The sequence below is a fragment of the Pseudomonas peli genome (assembly GCF_050563605.1).
Taxonomy (GTDB): Bacteria; Pseudomonadota; Gammaproteobacteria; order Pseudomonadales; family Pseudomonadaceae; genus Aquipseudomonas; species Aquipseudomonas peli_A.
Genome location: NZ_JBNXUH010000010.1, coordinates 72,309 through 87,584, shown reverse-complemented (window position 1 = coordinate 87,584; position 15,276 = coordinate 72,309). Strand labels below are relative to the sequence as shown.

The 15,276-nt window shown below is 59.5% G+C and carries 11 protein-coding genes; 8 read left to right on the top strand and 3 right to left on the bottom strand.

Translation table 11 applies throughout. From position 1 onward, the window contains the following. Positions 1-20: 20 nt before the first annotated feature. Positions 21-1,178 (top strand): phospholipase D-like domain-containing protein, encoded by a 1,158-nt coding sequence (locus ACQ4LH_RS14050; protein WP_430697722.1) that lies wholly within the window; start codon positions 21-23, stop codon positions 1,176-1,178. Positions 1,179-1,268: 90 nt separating this feature from the next. Beyond that, positions 1,269-1,880, top strand: a complete 612-nt coding sequence (locus tag ACQ4LH_RS14045) for a DUF2846 domain-containing protein (RefSeq protein ID WP_430697721.1) — start codon at positions 1,269-1,271, stop codon at positions 1,878-1,880. A gap of 75 nt (positions 1,881-1,955) precedes the next feature. On the opposite strand, the gene ACQ4LH_RS14040 is transcribed toward ACQ4LH_RS14045, so the two are convergent. Then, a complete protein-coding gene (locus ACQ4LH_RS14040; RefSeq protein WP_430697720.1) occupies positions 1,956-3,131 on the bottom strand; it encodes a thiolase family protein in 1,176 nt (391 codons plus the stop codon). A gap of 183 nt (positions 3,132-3,314) precedes the next feature. Here ACQ4LH_RS14040 and ACQ4LH_RS14035 point away from each other — a divergent pair, with 183 nt between their 5' ends. The 4 genes from ACQ4LH_RS14035 (at position 3,315) to ACQ4LH_RS14020 (ending at position 11,642) form a co-directional block, all read left to right on the top strand. Continuing rightward, positions 3,315-4,997: a fatty acid--CoA ligase gene (locus tag ACQ4LH_RS14035; RefSeq protein ID WP_430697719.1), complete on the top strand. Its 1,683-nt coding sequence runs from the start codon at positions 3,315-3,317 to the stop codon at positions 4,995-4,997. Between the two features lie 371 nt (positions 4,998-5,368). Beyond that, complete coding sequence (locus tag ACQ4LH_RS14030; RefSeq protein ID WP_430697718.1) at positions 5,369-7,240, top strand: DUF1302 domain-containing protein; 1,872 nt, start codon at positions 5,369-5,371, stop codon at positions 7,238-7,240. A gap of 31 nt (positions 7,241-7,271) precedes the next feature. Further along, positions 7,272-8,639, top strand: coding sequence for a DUF1329 domain-containing protein (locus tag ACQ4LH_RS14025; protein WP_430697717.1), 1,368 nt, complete (start codon positions 7,272-7,274; stop codon positions 8,637-8,639). Positions 8,640-8,918: 279 nt separating this feature from the next. After that, positions 8,919-11,642 carry a LuxR C-terminal-related transcriptional regulator gene (locus tag ACQ4LH_RS14020; protein WP_430697716.1) on the top strand — a complete coding sequence of 908 codons (2,724 nt, stop codon included), beginning with the start codon at positions 8,919-8,921 and terminating at the stop codon, positions 11,640-11,642. Here ACQ4LH_RS14020 and ACQ4LH_RS14015 read toward each other — a convergent pair. Beyond that, complete coding sequence (locus ACQ4LH_RS14015; RefSeq protein WP_430697764.1) at positions 11,631-12,497, bottom strand: hypothetical protein; 867 nt, start codon at positions 12,495-12,497, stop codon at positions 11,631-11,633. The two genes, ACQ4LH_RS14020 and ACQ4LH_RS14015, sit on opposite strands and share 12 nt — an antisense overlap. 99 nt (positions 12,498-12,596) lie before the next feature. On the opposite strand from ACQ4LH_RS14015, the gene ACQ4LH_RS14010 reads away from it, so the two are divergent. Both ACQ4LH_RS14010 and ACQ4LH_RS14005 read left to right on the top strand, forming a co-directional pair. Continuing rightward, a complete protein-coding gene (locus ACQ4LH_RS14010) occupies positions 12,597-13,277 on the top strand; it encodes a TetR/AcrR family transcriptional regulator (protein WP_430697715.1) in 681 nt (226 codons plus the stop codon). 79 nt (positions 13,278-13,356) lie between these two features. After that, positions 13,357-14,298, top strand: coding sequence for an alpha/beta fold hydrolase (locus tag ACQ4LH_RS14005; RefSeq protein ID WP_430697713.1), 942 nt, complete (start codon positions 13,357-13,359; stop codon positions 14,296-14,298). Positions 14,299-14,400: 102 nt separating this feature from the next. Here ACQ4LH_RS14005 and ACQ4LH_RS14000 read toward each other — a convergent pair whose 3' ends face one another. Beyond that, positions 14,401-15,240: a metal-dependent hydrolase gene (locus ACQ4LH_RS14000; RefSeq protein WP_430697712.1), complete on the bottom strand. Its 840-nt coding sequence runs from the start codon at positions 15,238-15,240 to the stop codon at positions 14,401-14,403. Positions 15,241-15,276 lie beyond the last annotated feature (36 nt).

The following is a 15,276-nucleotide window of genomic DNA, read 5'->3' as shown; positions in this document are numbered from 1 at the left end:
CAACTGCAACGTGAACTGTCATGCCGCATAACGTCTTTCCCTGGCGGCGCGGCAACACGCTGACGTTGCTGATCGACGGGCCGCAGTTCTTTGTGCAGATGCTGGCGCGCATCGACGCCGCGCAGCAGCAGGTCGAACTGGAACTCTATCTGGTGGAAAGCGGAGCCTGTGGCAAAGCCATGCTCGCGTCGCTGTGCGCGGCTGCCCAGCGTGGTGTGGCCGTACGCTGCCTACTGGATGCCTTTGGCGCGCAGGGCCTGCAGGTGGCGGATCGGCAGCTGCTGCAGGCGGCCGGCGTGCAGGTGCAGTGGTACAACCCGCTGCGCTGGAAACACGGCGTGCGCAACTTTCACCGTGATCACCGCAAGCTGCTGCTGGTCGATGGACAATTTGCCTTTGTCGGCGGTACTGGCGCGACCGATGAATTCTGGCAGCCGGAGCAAGACAGCAGCCGTTGGCATGAGGTCATGGTGGAAATCAGTGGGCCGCTGGTGGCCGACTGGCAGCAGTTGTTCGAGCGCCAGTGGCAGGCGACTCAGGCCTGGATTGCCTGGCGACCGCGTATGCCGCTGCGCCTGAAAAGCCTGCCGGCCTTGCCGGCTCTAGGCCAGGGCTTGGGCCGTGTGGCTTTTGCCGATGCTTCGCAGCACCGCGATATTCTGCTCTCGCTGGTACGCGCCCTGCGCGGCGCCAAGCAGCGTATCTGGCTGGCGACGCCCTACTTTCTACCGACCTGGCGCGTGCGCCGCACGCTGCGTCAGGCCGCCAAGCGTGGCGTGGAGGTGCATCTGTTGTTGGCCGGGCAGAATACCGATCATCCACCGGTGCGTTTTGCCGGCCAGCGCTATTACGCCAGCCTGCTCAAGGCTGGGGTGCGGATCTTCGAGTACCAGCCGCGCTTTCTGCACCTGAAAATGGTGCTGGTGGACGATTGGGTCAGCGTCGGTTCCTGCAACTTCGACCACTGGAACCTGCGCTTCAACCTGGACGCCAACCTGGAGGCACTCGACCCAGCCTTTACCGCCAGCGTGGCGGCGAGCTTTCAGGCGGACTTTGCCGATAGCCAGGAAATCACCCTGGCCGATTGGCGTGCGCGGCCCTGGTGGCGCCGGCTGCAGCAGTCCATCTGGGGCTCGCTGGATCAGTTGCTGGTCAACCTGCTCGATCGTCGCCGCTAACCCGCACTTTTTCGGCCCGCACTTTTGTCTGGTGTAGGCCGAGCAAGGCACCGCTATGCTCGGCCTATAACTCGAATAAGGATGCTGTCGATGCGTGGTCTGCCCTGGCTTGCGGTGCTGTTGGTGGTTGCCTTGAGTGGTTGCTCGACTCCTGGGGCGTTCTTTGGCGCAACAGAGGGCGAAGCGTTTCGTGAGCATGTGCTCAGTGATGACAACCATGCCCTGGTTTATCTGTACCGCCCGCAAAGCGACTGGGCCGACCAGGAGCTGGAGGCGCCTGCGCTGTTTCTGAACAACGCGCGCATCGGCAGCCTGCCGAGCAATGCCTATATGGTGCTGGAGTTTGATATCGCCAGTTACCAGCTGGAGATGCGCCGGCCGTTGTTTGGCACGCACTGGACTTTCTTCGCCGACGGCCCGCTGGACTTCACCCTGATCAGCAGTTTTACCCTGGATGCCGAAGCCGGCGGTATCTACTACCTGCGCTATGACGAACTCAACCCGCCGCCAGTCAATGAGCGGGCGCCCAGCCAGGGCGATGGTCCGCTGCAGCTGGTGTCCCGCGAAGTGGCCGCAACAGAAATCGGCACCGCCCGTGAAATCCAGCCCTTCGAGCAGATTGCCGCCAGCGGTGAAACCGAGCGTATGCAGCGCAGCTTCTGGCGCAAAGTCGGCAAGTCGCTGGACAAGATCGGCATCTAAAACGCAATGGGCCAGCGCAAGGCTGGCCCGTTACCGCAACGTGAGCATGACCATTGCGGCCATGCATTGATCCTTTTAGATCAGCTCAACCGCTACAGCTGTAGCTTCGCCGCCACCGATGCACAGCGAGGCGATGCCACGCTTGCCGCCGGTGTTTTTCAGCGCATTGATCAGGGTCAGGATGATCCGCGAGCCGGTGGAGCCGACCGGGTGGCCCTGGGCGCAGGCGCCGCCGTAGACGTTGACCTTGGCGTGATCCAGGCCGTGTTCACGAATGGCCAGCATGGTGACCATGGCGAAGGCTTCGTTGATCTCGTACAGGTCGACGTCGGCCTTGTCCCAGCCGGTTTTCTTCAGCAGGTTACTGATCGAGCCAATCGGCGCGATGGTGAACTCGCTTGGGTCCTGGCTCTGGGTGGCGTGCGCAACGATCTTCGCCAGCGGCTTGAGGCCACGCTTGGCGGCTTCTTCAGCCGTCATCAGCAGCAGCGCCGAGGCGCCGTCGGAGATCGAGCTGGCGTTGGCCGCGGTGATGCTGCCGTCCTTGCGGAAGGCCGGTTTCAGGCCCGGGATTTTTTCCAGGTTAGCGTTCAGCGGCTGCTCGTCATCCTTGACCACGACATCGCCCTTGCGGCCGCTGACGGTGATCGGGACGATTTCCGCATCCAGCGCACCGCTGGCGATGGCGGCCTGGGCGCGTTTCAGCGACTCGATGGCGTAGGCGTCCATCTGCTCACGGGTGATGCCGTACTGGTCGGCGGTTTCCTGGGCAAAGGAGCCCATCAGGCGGCCGGTGCGCGCATCTTCCAGGCCGTCGAGGAACATGTGGTCCTTGATCTCGCCGTGGCCCATACGCAGGCCCGCGCGGGCCTTGGTCATGATGTAGGGCGCGTTGGACATGCTCTCCATGCCGCCGGCGATCATCACGTTATTGCTGCCGGCCTTGAGCGAATCAAACGCCATCATCACGGCTTTCATGCCCGAACCGCAGAGCTTGTTGATCGTGGTGCAACCGGTAGCAGCGGGCAGGCCAGCGTTCAGCGACGCCTGGCGGGCCGGGCCCTGCTTCAGGCCGGCTGGCAGCACGCAGCCCATGATCACTTCCTGCACGTCGGCAGGGGCAATACCGGAGCGCTCGACCGCAGCGCGAATGGCGGCCGCACCCAGGTCAACCGCAGCAATGCTCGACAGGCTGCCTTGAAAACCACCCATCGGCGTACGTGCGCCGCTGACGATGACGATATCGGACATCAGGAAACTCCTCGTTTTTGTAGTAGATCGCAGAGCAAACACATCGAATGCGAGCCGCCGATTCTACTGCGTGACTAAAAATGCCCAAAGAGTCACGCGGAAAATCATTCTTTGGGCTGATTTGAGCAGGCTGCGGGGGCTCTAGATTGGCCGCACTGAAAAAAGCCAACAATAGGTACCGCCATGCTGCAGACCCGCCTGATTGCTCCCGCCGACAATGCACACCAAGCGCCGCTGTTGATCAAGCGCCTGCTGCTGTCCGGTATCCGCTACGAGAAAACCCGCGAAATCGTCTACCGCGACCAGCTGCGTTACAGCTACGCCACCCTTAACGAGCGCGTGGCGCGCCTGGCCAATGTGCTCAGCGAAGCCGGGGTCAAGGCCGGTGACACTGTGGCCGTGATGGATTGGGACAGCCACCGTTACCTGGAGTGCATGTTCGCCATTCCGATGATCGGCGCGGTGCTGCATACCATCAACATCCGCCTATCGGCTGATCAGATTCTCTACACCATGAACCATGCCGACGATAAGTTCGTGCTGGTCAACAGCGAGTTCGTGCCGCTGTACAAGGGTATCGAAAGCCAGCTGACCACGGTGGAGAAGACCATTCTGCTGACCGATGCCGCCGAGAAAACCGCCGACTTGGGCGGCTTGGTCGGTGAATACGAAAACCTGCTGGCCGCCGCCAGCCCGCGCTACGACTTTCCGGATTTCGACGAGAACTCGGTCGCCACCACCTTCTACACCACCGGTACCACCGGCAACCCCAAGGGTGTGTACTTCAGCCACCGTCAGCTGGTGCTGCACACCATGGCTGAAGCCAGCGTGCTGGGTAGCCTGGACAGCATCCGTCTGCTGGGCACCAATGATGTGTATATGCCGATCACCCCGATGTTTCACGTGCACGCCTGGGGCATTCCTTATGTGGCCACCATGCTGGGGATCAAACAGGTCTATCCCGGCCGTTATGAGCCAGACATGCTTTGCCGCCTGATCAAAGAGGAGAAGGTCACCTTCTCCCACTGCGTGCCGACCATTCTGCAGATGGTATTGGCCGCCCCAGGTGCTCAGGGCCACGACTTTGGCGGTCTGAAAATGATCATCGGTGGCAGCGCGCTCAACCGTTCGCTGTACGAAGCGGCCAAGGGTCGCGGCATCCAGTTGACCGCCGCCTACGGCATGTCGGAAACCTGCCCGCTGATCTCCTGCGCACATATCAACGATGAGTTGATGGCCGGCAGCGAAGATGAACGCACCACCTACCGGATCAAGGCCGGCGTGCCAGTGCCGCTGGTGGAAGCCGCGATCATGTCCGCCGATGGCACCCTGTTACCGGCCGATGGCGAAAGCCAGGGCGAGCTGGTGCTGCGTGCGCCGTGGCTAACCCAGGGTTACTTCCGCGAGCCTGAGAAGGGTGCCGAACTGTGGGAACACGGCTGGCTGCACACCGGTGATGTGGCGACCATCGACGACTTTGGCTTTATCGATATTCGCGACCGTATCAAGGATGTGATCAAGACCGGCGGTGAGTGGATTTCCTCCCTGGAGCTGGAAGATCTGATCAGCCGTCATCCGGCGGTGCGCGAAGTGGCAGTGGTGGGCGTGGTCGACCCGCAGTGGGGCGAACGGCCGTTTGCCCTGTTGGTATTGCGCGAAGGCCAGAGCCTGGATGCCAAGGGCCTCAAGGAACACCTCAAGCCTTTTGTTGATCAGGGCAGCATCAACAAGTGGGCGATACCGTCGCAGATCGCCCTTGTTACCGAAGTTCCCAAGACCAGCGTCGGCAAGCTGGATAAGAAACGCATTCGCCTGGATATCGTCCAGTGGCAGGCTGCGGGCAGCCCGTTTCTGTCGACTGTCTAAGGCTTTGATGTGCGGGCGAGGCGCAGGCTTCGCTCGTTTATGGGATTGCCGGGTAATACCGTTAAAGCCTTCTGGACTAAGGCTTTGAGGCGATTTAACAGGATTCTCTTGGAGCAGTTTGCGTAACGTTGCGGGATGTTCCAATCGCGCCAAGCTAGGTCGTTTTTGGTGACTGGCCAGTCAAACAAGCGTTTGGCTTGCTAATTGCTCATTCCAAGCCATTCTTGGCTCTGCCGGCCGTGCCAAACACGCCGAAACCTGCGAGCCAGAGTGCCTGGGGGCTGCAAATCACACTTTAGAGGGATCAAGCAGAAGTACCCGCTGGCTATAGTCCGCACCATCCATAACAAAAAACACATGGAGTAGCGTCGATGACAAAAACAAAACAAACCTGGCGCCTGGCAAAACTGCCACTGGCCGTCAGCCTCGCATCCACCCTCGCCGCCCCTGCATTCGGCGTTACTTTCAATATCGGTGAAATCGAAGGTCAGTTCGACTCGTCCCTGTCGGTTGGCGCGAGCTGGTCGGTGAAAGGTGCGGATAAGGATCTGATTGGTAAAAACAATGGTGGTGACGGTCTTTCACAGACGTCGGATGACGGTCATTTGAATTTCAAGAGGGGTGAAACTTTCTCGAAGATTTTCAAAGGTATTCATGACCTTGAATTGAAATATGGAGATACCGGTGTTTTTGTTCGTGGCAAGTATTGGTATGACTTCGAGCTGAAAGACGAGAGTCGCCAGTTCAAGGAAATTAGCGATAGCAACCGTAAAGAAGGTGCTCAATCCTCCGGTGCTCAAATTCTCGATGCTTTCGTTTATCACAACTACGCCATCGGCGATCAGCCAGGTTCCGTTCGGTTGGGTAAGCAGGTAGTAAGCTGGGGTGAGAGTACTTTTATCCGAAATAGTATCAACGAGATTAACCCTGTAGATGTATCCGCATTTCGTCGCCCCGGTGCTGAGATCAAGGAAGGTCTGATCCCGGTAAATATGTTTTATGTGGCTCAAAGTTTGACTGAAAACCTTTCTGCGGAAGCTTTTTATCAACTTGAGTGGGATCAGACTGTTGCTGAAAACTGCGGTACATTTTTCTCTCAGGCCGACATCGTTGCCGATGGTTGTGATAACAATCTGAATGTATTGAGTGCTACGCCTGCTCAGATCGCGGGTATCAACGCAACTATTACTGGTGCCGGCCCATTGGCTGGTTTTGGTGCGAATGCTATTTCCGGTACGAGCGAAGGCGTAATCGTGCCGCGTGGTGGTGATCGGGATGCCCGTGATAGCGGCCAGTGGGGCTTGGCGTTCCGCTATATGTTTGAGCCTTTAGACACTGAGTTCGGCGCCTACTTTATGAATTATCACAGCCGCGCTCCTGTGTTTAGCGCCACGGCTGCGGGTCAGAATGTATACAACGCGGCGCTCCTTGCCGGCGCAGCTGCTCCACTTATAGTTGCAGGTAACTCCGAGTACTTTATGGAGTACCCTGAGGATATTCAGCTTTATGGGCTGAGTTTCTCCACAACACTTCCTACTGGTACTTCTTGGGCTGGTGAGTTGAGCTATCGTCCGAATGCGCCAGTTCAAATTAACTCAACGGATGTGCTTTATAGCGGTGTGAAACTGTTGGGCGGTAATTTTGCAAACGCCTCCCTTCTCAATGGTACTGCTGGGAATGACCTGCATGGTTATAACCGAAAAGAAATTACTCAGTTCCAGACCACTTTTACGCACTTCTTTGATCAAGTCATGGGGGCTTCCCGTCTGACTTTGGTTGGCGAGATTGGCGTGGCTCATGTCGGTGCGTTAGAAAGTACGGATGAGGTCCGTTATGGCCGCGATCCTGTTTTTGGTCCTGGTCCTTTGCCTGCTACTGGTCCGTTTAACACATGCTCGCAGATACTTAATGGAAACTCTGGTAAGAACGTCCGTCGTTATTGCGAAGATGACGGTTTCGTTACTTCCACCTCCTGGGGCTATCGTGCCCGTGCCATTTGGGATTACCCGGATGTCTTCGCTGGTGTAAACCTGAAGCCAAGTGTGTCTTGGTCTCATGACGTCGATGGCTATGGCCCGAATGGTCTGTTCACTGAAGGTGCCAAGGCTGTAAGCCTGGGCCTGGATGCTGACTACCAGAACACCTACACCGCAAGTCTCGCTTACACCGACTTCTTTGACGGTAAATACAACACTTCCACTGACCGCGACTTCGTTGCGCTCAGCTTTGGCGTGAACTTCTAAGCGGACGAGATTTTTGAGGACGACTATGACTATGAAAACAACAAAAAGTCTGCTGCAAACTGGCGCCCTGACACTCTCGCTGCTGGCCAGCGGTGTAATGGCGGCGGTATCGCCGGATGAAGCTGCCAAACTGGGTACCACGCTGACACCAGTTGGTGCGGAAATGGCGGGCAATGCGGATGGTTCGATCCCTGCCTGGACTGGCGGTCTGCCAGCCAGTGCCGGCACTGCCGATGGCGCGGGCTTCCTCTCGGACCCGTTCCCGAGTGAGCAGCCGCTGTTCACCATCACCGCGCAAAACGTCGATCAGTACAAAGACAAGCTGACCCCTGGCCAGCTGGCGATGTTCAAGCGTTATCCGGAAAGCTACAAAATGCCGGTGTTCGCGACTCATCGTACGGCCTCCATGCCGGACTTCATCCTGTCTGCTGCGAAGAACAACGCAGTCAACACCAAGATGGTCGAGGGCGGTAACGGTCTGGAGAACTTCGAGCAGGCTAACCCCTTCCCGATTCCGAAGGACGGTCTGGAAGCCATCTGGAACCACATCACCCGCTACCGTGGCGGCAGCGTGAAGCGTCTGGTTACCCAGGCTACTCCGCAGCCGAACGGCTCCTACAGCCTGGTGTACTTCCAGGATGAGTTCACCTTCCGTGGTGCTCTGAAGGATGCCGACACCAGCAAGCCAAGCAACGTTCTGTTCTACTTCAAGCAGCGGGTAACTGCTCCGTCGCGTCTGGCCGGTAACGTGCTGCTGGTACACGAAACCCTCAACCAGGTGAAAGAGCCGCGTCTGGCGTGGCTGTATAACGCTGGTCAGCGTCGCGTGCGTCGTGCTCCGCAGGTGTCCTACGACGGTCCAGGTACCGCTGCTGACGGTCTGCGTACTTCTGACAACTTCGACATGTACAACGGTGCACCTGACCGTTACGAGTGGAAGCTCAACGGAAAGAAGGAAATCTACATTCCTTACAACAGCTACCGTCTGGACTCGCCGAAGCTGAAGTATGACCAGATCATCAAGGCTGGCCACATCAACCAGGACCTGACCCGTTACGAGCTGCACCGCGTATGGCATGTGACTGCAACCCTGAAATCGGGCGAGCGCCATATTTATGCCAAGCGTGACTTCTTCCTCGACGAAGACACCTGGCAAGCTGCTGCCATCGACCACTACGACGGTCGCGGTACCCTGTGGCGTGTGGCTGAAGCCCATGCTCAGTACTACTACGACAAGCAAGTGCCGTGGTACAGCGTAGAGACCCTGTATGACCTGCTGTCCGGTCGTTACCTGGCTCTGGGTATGAAGAACGAAGAGAAGAGTGCTTACGAGTTCGACTACCCTGCAAAGGAAAGCGATTACACCCCAGCGGCCCTGCGCCAGGCTGGCGTACGCTAAATCTGAGTAACGCTGCATAAAGAACCGGCCCGCAAGGGCCGGTTTTTTTATGGCCAGCCATCCATGGCGGCCACCCTTCGGGCCGTCGCTGCGCGACGTTAAAAATGGCTCCCGGCCATTTTTTATGCTTGTGATAAAGCTCGGGAAATGTTCAATAGGGCAGAGCAATCATTGCCGTTTGCTACCTGATGGCCACAAGGGCTTCAAATGCGCGCATCAAGAGGCTAGTCTGCGGGGCATTGGTAGTGCCTCTGCCTGACTACTACAAGAAACTGGTTGATGACTGATCTGTCCCGAATTCCTGGCTTGGTTGCCGCGCCCAACGTACTGGGCGGGCATTTCTATCGCCCCCCGTTACCGGCCAGTTACGTGCCGCGCCCGGGGTTGTGCGAGCGTCTGCTGGGCGGCTTGGCGGGGCGACTGCTGTTGGTCAGCGCGCCGGCCGGTTTTGGTAAAAGCTCATTGGCCATCGAGTTCTGTGAGCATCTGCCAGAGTACTGGCAAAGCCTGTGGCTGGGTTTGAGTTCGCGCGACAGTGATCCTGGGCGCTTTCTTGAGCGCTTGCTTAGCGGGCTGCAACAGTTTTTTCCCGGTGTCGGGCAAGAAGCGCTGGGGCTGCTGCGTTTGCGCCAGCGGCATCAACCCTTTGCTTTCGAAGAGTGGCTCGATGGTCTGCTCGATGAGCTGGCGCTGCGCCTCGATCCTCAGCAACCGCTATTGCTGGTGTTGGATGATTACCACCTAGCCCAGGGCGCGGTGCTCGACCGCTGCCTGCAGTTCTTTTTAAGCCACTTGCCGCCCGGTTTAGTGATGTTGGTGACCAGTCGCCAGCGTCCGGACTGGCATCTGGCGCGCCTGCGCCTGTCGCGGCAGTTGCTGGAGCTGCATGAGCAGGATCTGCGTCTGACCGATACGGAAAGCACTGAGTTGCTTGCGCTGCAAGGTGCCGTGCTGTCGGCCGAGGCGTTGGCCGTTCTGCTGCAGCGTAGTGAAGGCTGGGTAGCGGGTTTGCGCTTGTGGTCGCTTGCTGCCAGTGAAGCGCAGGAGTCAGCTGCACTGCCGGCGCTGGCTCAGGGTAGTGACGGCCTGATCCATGACTATCTGCTGGAAGAGGTGATCGAGCGACAGCCCGCCGAGGTGCAGGCTTTCCTCTATGAAACAGCCAGCCAGGAGCGCTTCTGTGCCGAGTTGTGTGATGCACTGCGCGATGCCCATGACAGCGCTGCAATTCTTCGCCATCTACAGGCCCATCAGGTATTTCTGGTGCCGCTGGATGAGCAGGGCAAATGGTTTCGCTATCACCACCTGTTTTCCGACTTGCTGCGCAGTCGCCCGCAGCCAACCTCAGGTCTGCATTTGCGTGCGTGTCGCTGGTTCAGCGCCGAGGGGCTGCTGGACGAAGCGATTGAGCAGGCGTTGCGCGCCGGTCAGCCGGATGTGGCGGCCAATCTGGTGCAAAACCTCTCGGAGGAGCAGCTGCTGGCCGAGCAGAACGTCGCGACCTTGCTGCGCTGGAAGATGGACTTGCCGGATAGCCTGCTGACCAGTACGCCGCGGCTGATTCTGTTGTATGGCTGGGCTTTGGCGTTGGCTTGTCAGCTGGATGCCGCCGAGGAGCTGCTGGCTGAACTGGGGCGCTTTCTGCCTGCGCGCGATCGCAGTGAGCAGGAAGGCCTGCTGGCCCAGTGGCTGGCCCTGAGTGGGGTGATCGCTCGCGGCCGGGGCGACAGCGCCAATGCGCAGGCCTATTGCAGTGAAGCGCTGAGTTGTTTGCCGCTGGACCGTTATGGTCAGCGCCTGATGTGCCTCTCTAGCCTGGCCAACCTGGCCATCGTGCACGGTGATCTGTGGCGCGCTCGTGGGCTGAACCGCGAGGCCCTGGAGTTGGCGCAGCGGGTCGGTAATCCGCTGTTCGAAGCCTTGGCCCATTACGACCGTGCGCGCGTGTTACAAGCCCGGGGTGAAGTGCTGCGGGCGCTGGACGAAGTGCGGCAGGGCCAGCAGCGCCTAGCCAGTCTGCCGGCACAGCGGCAGTACGCGGTGCGCGGACGCCTGACCCTGTATGAAGGTTATCTGCTGAGCCTGCGCTTGCAGCCGCAGCAGGCCCGTCAGCGGCTGTTGGCCGGGATTGCCGAAGCGCGCGGCTGCCGTGATATCAGCGTGTTGATCGGATACTGCGTGCTGGCCAGCCTGGAAGGGCGCAGCGGTAATCTGCCCGAGGCTTTTGCTCAGCTGGCCGAGGCCGAGCGGTTGATGCATATCTGGGATATTCCGCCGATCTACTACCTAGCGATGATCACCCTGACCAAATGTGAGCTATGGCTGCGTCAGGGGCAGACCGAGCTGGCAGGCGTCTGGCTGAGTCGCCTGCTCGATGCCTATGGCGGCGAGCAGGCCGCAGCGGCCCCGGAATTCCATCCGCAATTGCCGCTGCATATTCAATTGCACCTGGCTACCTACGAGCGTCTGCAGGGTGAGGATGAGCAGGCCGAGCGGCGTTTGCGCGGTTTGAGTCAGCTGGCACAGAACGCCGGCGGGCAGTTGCTCGGGGCGATTGCCCAGATGCAGCTGACGGCTCTGTTGCGTGATGGCGGGCGTGAACGTGAGGCTCAGCAACAGCTGCGCAGTGCGCTGCAGGCCGCCGCCGGCGGTGGGTTGCTGCCATTTTATGCGCTGCTAAGCCAGCAACCCGAGTGGCTACGCGAGCAGTTGCTCACGCAGGAAGCGAGTCCCTTGATTGAAGCCTTACTGCAGCATCTGCCGCAGGCTGCAGAGGCCGTCAGTCAGGACAACTATGTCGGCGGGGTCGATGCCCTGAGTTCACGGGAGTTGTCGGTGCTGCAACTGATCGCCCAGGGCTGCTCCAATCAGGAGATCAGCGACAGTTTGTTTATCTCCCTGCACACGGTAAAAACCCACGCCCGCCACATCAACAGCAAGCTTGGCGTCGAGCGGCGCACTCAGGCCGTGGCGCGGGCCAAGAGCCTCGGCCTACTGCGTTGATTCAGCTGGTACCGACAGGTCGAGGCTGCGTGTAGGCGCCTTGTGCGGTTGCGCCGCGGCCGCCGCGAGTTTGGCCTGCACATCCTGCTGGATGCTTAGCAGCACCGGTTGCAACTCGCGCATATTGGCCTGCACTTCCGCATAGGCATGCTGCTGGGCAAGCTGCTCGACGCGTTGCAGCAGCGTTTCGCGCACCTCCCCACTCAAATGAATAAACAGCTCTGGCAGTTGCTTGCTCAGTTCGGCGCTGTAGAGCACCAGCTCTTCACGGCCAAACTGTTTGGTCAGGCCCAGATAGTCCAGGGCGCTAGAGGTGAGCATTGCCGCCGCTGCCTTGGTTTCATGCAGGCCTTGCAGGCGTACCGGGTTGCTTTGCTCGGTTTCAGAGAGGGTCATCCAGAATTCGGTGGTCAGGGTGAACAGTACGGCCTGCTGGCGCAGTGAATAACTCATCAGGCCCAGCGCCTCGGCGGCATAGGGCTGTTGCACGGCGCGGAAATCAAAGTACAGACGCATCAGCTCCTTGAGGCGAAACAGCGCTTCGCGGGCTTCGTTCTGCCGCAGTTCCAGCGGGGCGTAAATGTTCAGCTGCGGGCGGAAGTTCTCTTCGCTGACCATGCGCTGGTAGATCGGCCCGGTGAACTCGCCGCTACGGCGGGGCAGGGCATTGAGCTGGGTGCTGTCGACCTTGTTCAGCGCTTCCAGCAGTTGCTGGTAGTCGGCGCTGTTCCAGGGCTTGTGGATATCCGGAATCTTCTGCCCGAGATAGAACAGTTCGGCGGCCTGAACGGGTGACAGCAGAACCAGCAAAAGGATGGCCAGCGGTAGACAAAGGCGGCGTGGTAGCGTGGTCAGCACAACAATAATCCTGCGGCGATGGCGTTCAGAGTAATCAACTGCAGAGTAACCAGCTTGCTCTGCTGCGTCACCCGCGCCTTGGTTGGGAAGTGTGCAATGCAGCAAGCCTTGGCTGAGCTCGGTGCTGTTCGTGCGGTGTTTGAGGATCTGGGTGGTTACGGTGCGGTGGCCCAGCAGCAGGAACAGGATGGTGAGGGGCCGCTGATCGGTCATCTGCAGCGCACCAATATCCAGCTGGCGGCGATACCGGTGTTTGCTCGCAAGGGCCTGGCTGACACCACGGTGAATGACCTGCTGGCGGCGGCCAATGTGTCGCGTCGCACCTTCTACAAATACTTCGAAAACAAGATGCAGGTGCTCGAAGGTATCTACCAGACGGCGGTCGCCTTGCTGCTGTCGCGATTCGGTGAAATGCAGAGCCTTGCCGGCAGCCCGCAGGCCTGGTTGCAGGGCATGGTCGGGCGTTATTTCGACTATCACCTGGCGGTCGGGCCGATTATCCGTCTGATGCAGGAAGAAGCCCTGCGCGCCGACTCACCTTTGGCCGCCCATCGCCAGCGGGCTCATGTCGAGATGGCGCGGCTGCTGGCTGAGCGTCTGCATGGCGATACTCAAGCTGCAGAGCCATTGACCTATCGCGCGCTGATCTGGGCGATGGAAGCCGCGTCTCTGGAGCTGCTCGGGCGCGCCGCTAGCCGCGCGGAAATCGAACAGGCCAAGCGGGTGCTTAGCGAGCTGCTGATCGCCTCGCTGTGTCCTGCCGCGCGCTCAACCTAGGTTAGGCGTCAGCCGTAAGCGAGCATGCTCTGATAGACCGGATGCGTCTTTCCCATAACAACAATCTAGAGGTGCCTGCATGTCTGCTTCCAGTCTCTCGCTGACGCCGCCGCTGGCGGCCGGTTTTGCCCGCCTAGGTTTCGGCGCTTTGCCGCTGGAAAGCCTCAAGGCTCGCTATGGCAATGCCGCTAACGGCTCGCGCTATATCGAACTCGATGGCTTCAATCTGCATTACCGCGATGAAGGCAGCCGCGACAAGCCGGTGCTGGTATTGATCCACGGGGTGGTTGCTTCGTTGCACACCTGGGACGACTGGCTGCCGGCCTTTGCCGCGGATTACCGGGTGATCCGTTTCGATGTGCCGGGCTTCGGCCTCACCGGTCCGGCCCGTGATGGCGTGTATTCGGCCGAGCGGATGATCAAGGTATTTGGTCTGCTGCTTGATTATCTGGGCGTGAGCAAGGCATCAATTGTCGGCAATTCCCTGGGCGGTTATATCGCCTGGAACTTCGCCCTGGCGCAGCCGCAGCGGGTGGAGAAACTGGTGTTGATCGACCCGGCTGGCTATCACATGCACAAGGTGCCGTGGATGATTGCTGCCGCTGCTTTGCCCGGTGCCACCGTGGCGATGCCGCTGTGGATGCCGCGCGCATTGATCGCCCAGGGCATCAAGGAAGTCTACGGTGAGCCCGCGCGGATCAAGCCGGGTGTGGTGGATCGCTACAACGACCTGACGCGGCGGCCGGGCAATCGCCGGGCGATGATGGATATCTTCCGCGTGCTGCTCAAGGTCAATAAAGAAGAGCTGCATGGCACTTCGGCGCGGGTCGCGCAGATTCAGGCGCCGACGCTGCTGCTGTGGGGCGAGCGTGATCGCTGGATTTCGCCCAAGCACGTGCCGCTGTGGCAGCGCGACCTGCCGGGTATCCAAGTGAAAACCTACCCAGGCGTCGGACATATCCCGATGGAGGAAATCCCGCAGCAGAGTGCAGCGGATACCTTGCGTTTTCTGCAGGGCTGAAATGATCTGATAGCGGCGGCACAAGCCGTCGCTATTGATGAAATTGACCCGCATAAAAAAGGGAGCCTGCAGGCTCCCTTGTCGTTATTGGCAACTCTCAGGCTATGCTGCCTGGCTTTGCGCGGGCAGATCGAACTCGCTGCGGGTTTGGTAGAGCAGCTCCAGGTTGTTGTGCTCCCAGGGGTGAAAGTTTGGCTTGAAGAAGTCGCGGTAGGTGCTGATCAGCGGGCGGAACACGCCTTCCTTGCCCCACATCCACTGGATGCCGTCTCGCCATACGCGCCAGTTCCACAGCAGGCCGTCCTGTTTGAGCATATGCGCCAGGCCGCGAGTGGTGTCGAGCACGAAAAAGAAGGTGCCCATGATCATCGCCCGGCGCAGCAGTTTGCGGCTGCCGCAGACCTGGTTGTACACGTCGAAGGCCACCGCCTTGTGCTCGGTTTCCTCCAGCGCATGCCAGCGCCACAGACGCACCATGGTCGGATGGGCGCCGGCCATATGGCGTGGGTCCTTGAGTAGGCCGTCAGCCATGATCGCGGTGATGTGTTCCAGCGCCGCGGTGGCTGCTAACTGGCGCTGTGGCGAGAACTTTTTCTGGGTGTAGCGAATCCGCGCCTGGGCGCGTTTTTCGATACGGGTGATATTGTAACCCAAGTCGCGCAGGCGGTTGCTGTATTCCAGATGTTCGCGGCTGTGGTGGCCTTCCTGGCCGATAAAGCCACGAATCTGCTCTTTCAGCACCGGGTCATTGATCTGGTCGCGGAAGTGGCGCACCGAGTCGATAAAGAAGCGCTCGCCGTCGGGGAACAGCACCGACATGGCATCGAACAGATGGCTTTTGAAGGCATCGCCGCTGTGCCAGTGACGCGGCAGGGGATTAGGGAAATCGAAATCCATATGCCGTGGACGAATCTGCAAACCTTCCGGGGTAGTGCTGACCATGCTGACTCCCTGAGTCTGTGACTGAAGCGTGGTTTC

Bases quoted from the DNA above. Each gene is read 5' to 3' on its own strand.
- ACQ4LH_RS14050 (WP_430697722.1), top strand. From the start codon at position 21: ATGCCGCATAACGTCTTTCCCTGGCGGCGCGGCAACACGCTGACGTTG.
- ACQ4LH_RS14045 (WP_430697721.1), top strand. From the start codon at position 1,269: ATGCGTGGTCTGCCCTGGCTTGCGGTGCTGTTGGTGGTTGCCTTGAGT.
- ACQ4LH_RS14040 (WP_430697720.1), bottom strand. From the start codon at position 3,131: ATGTCCGATATCGTCATCGTCAGCGGCGCACGTACGCCGATGGGTGGT.
- ACQ4LH_RS14035 (WP_430697719.1), top strand. From the start codon at position 3,315: ATGCTGCAGACCCGCCTGATTGCTCCCGCCGACAATGCACACCAAGCG.
- ACQ4LH_RS14030 (WP_430697718.1), top strand. From the start codon at position 5,369: ATGACAAAAACAAAACAAACCTGGCGCCTGGCAAAACTGCCACTGGCC.
- ACQ4LH_RS14025 (WP_430697717.1), top strand. From the start codon at position 7,272: ATGAAAACAACAAAAAGTCTGCTGCAAACTGGCGCCCTGACACTCTCG.
- ACQ4LH_RS14020 (WP_430697716.1), top strand. From the start codon at position 8,919: ATGACTGATCTGTCCCGAATTCCTGGCTTGGTTGCCGCGCCCAACGTA.
- ACQ4LH_RS14010 (WP_430697715.1), top strand. From the start codon at position 12,597: ATGCAGCAAGCCTTGGCTGAGCTCGGTGCTGTTCGTGCGGTGTTTGAG.
- ACQ4LH_RS14005 (WP_430697713.1), top strand. From the start codon at position 13,357: ATGTCTGCTTCCAGTCTCTCGCTGACGCCGCCGCTGGCGGCCGGTTTT.
- ACQ4LH_RS14000 (WP_430697712.1), bottom strand. From the start codon at position 15,240: ATGGTCAGCACTACCCCGGAAGGTTTGCAGATTCGTCCACGGCATATG.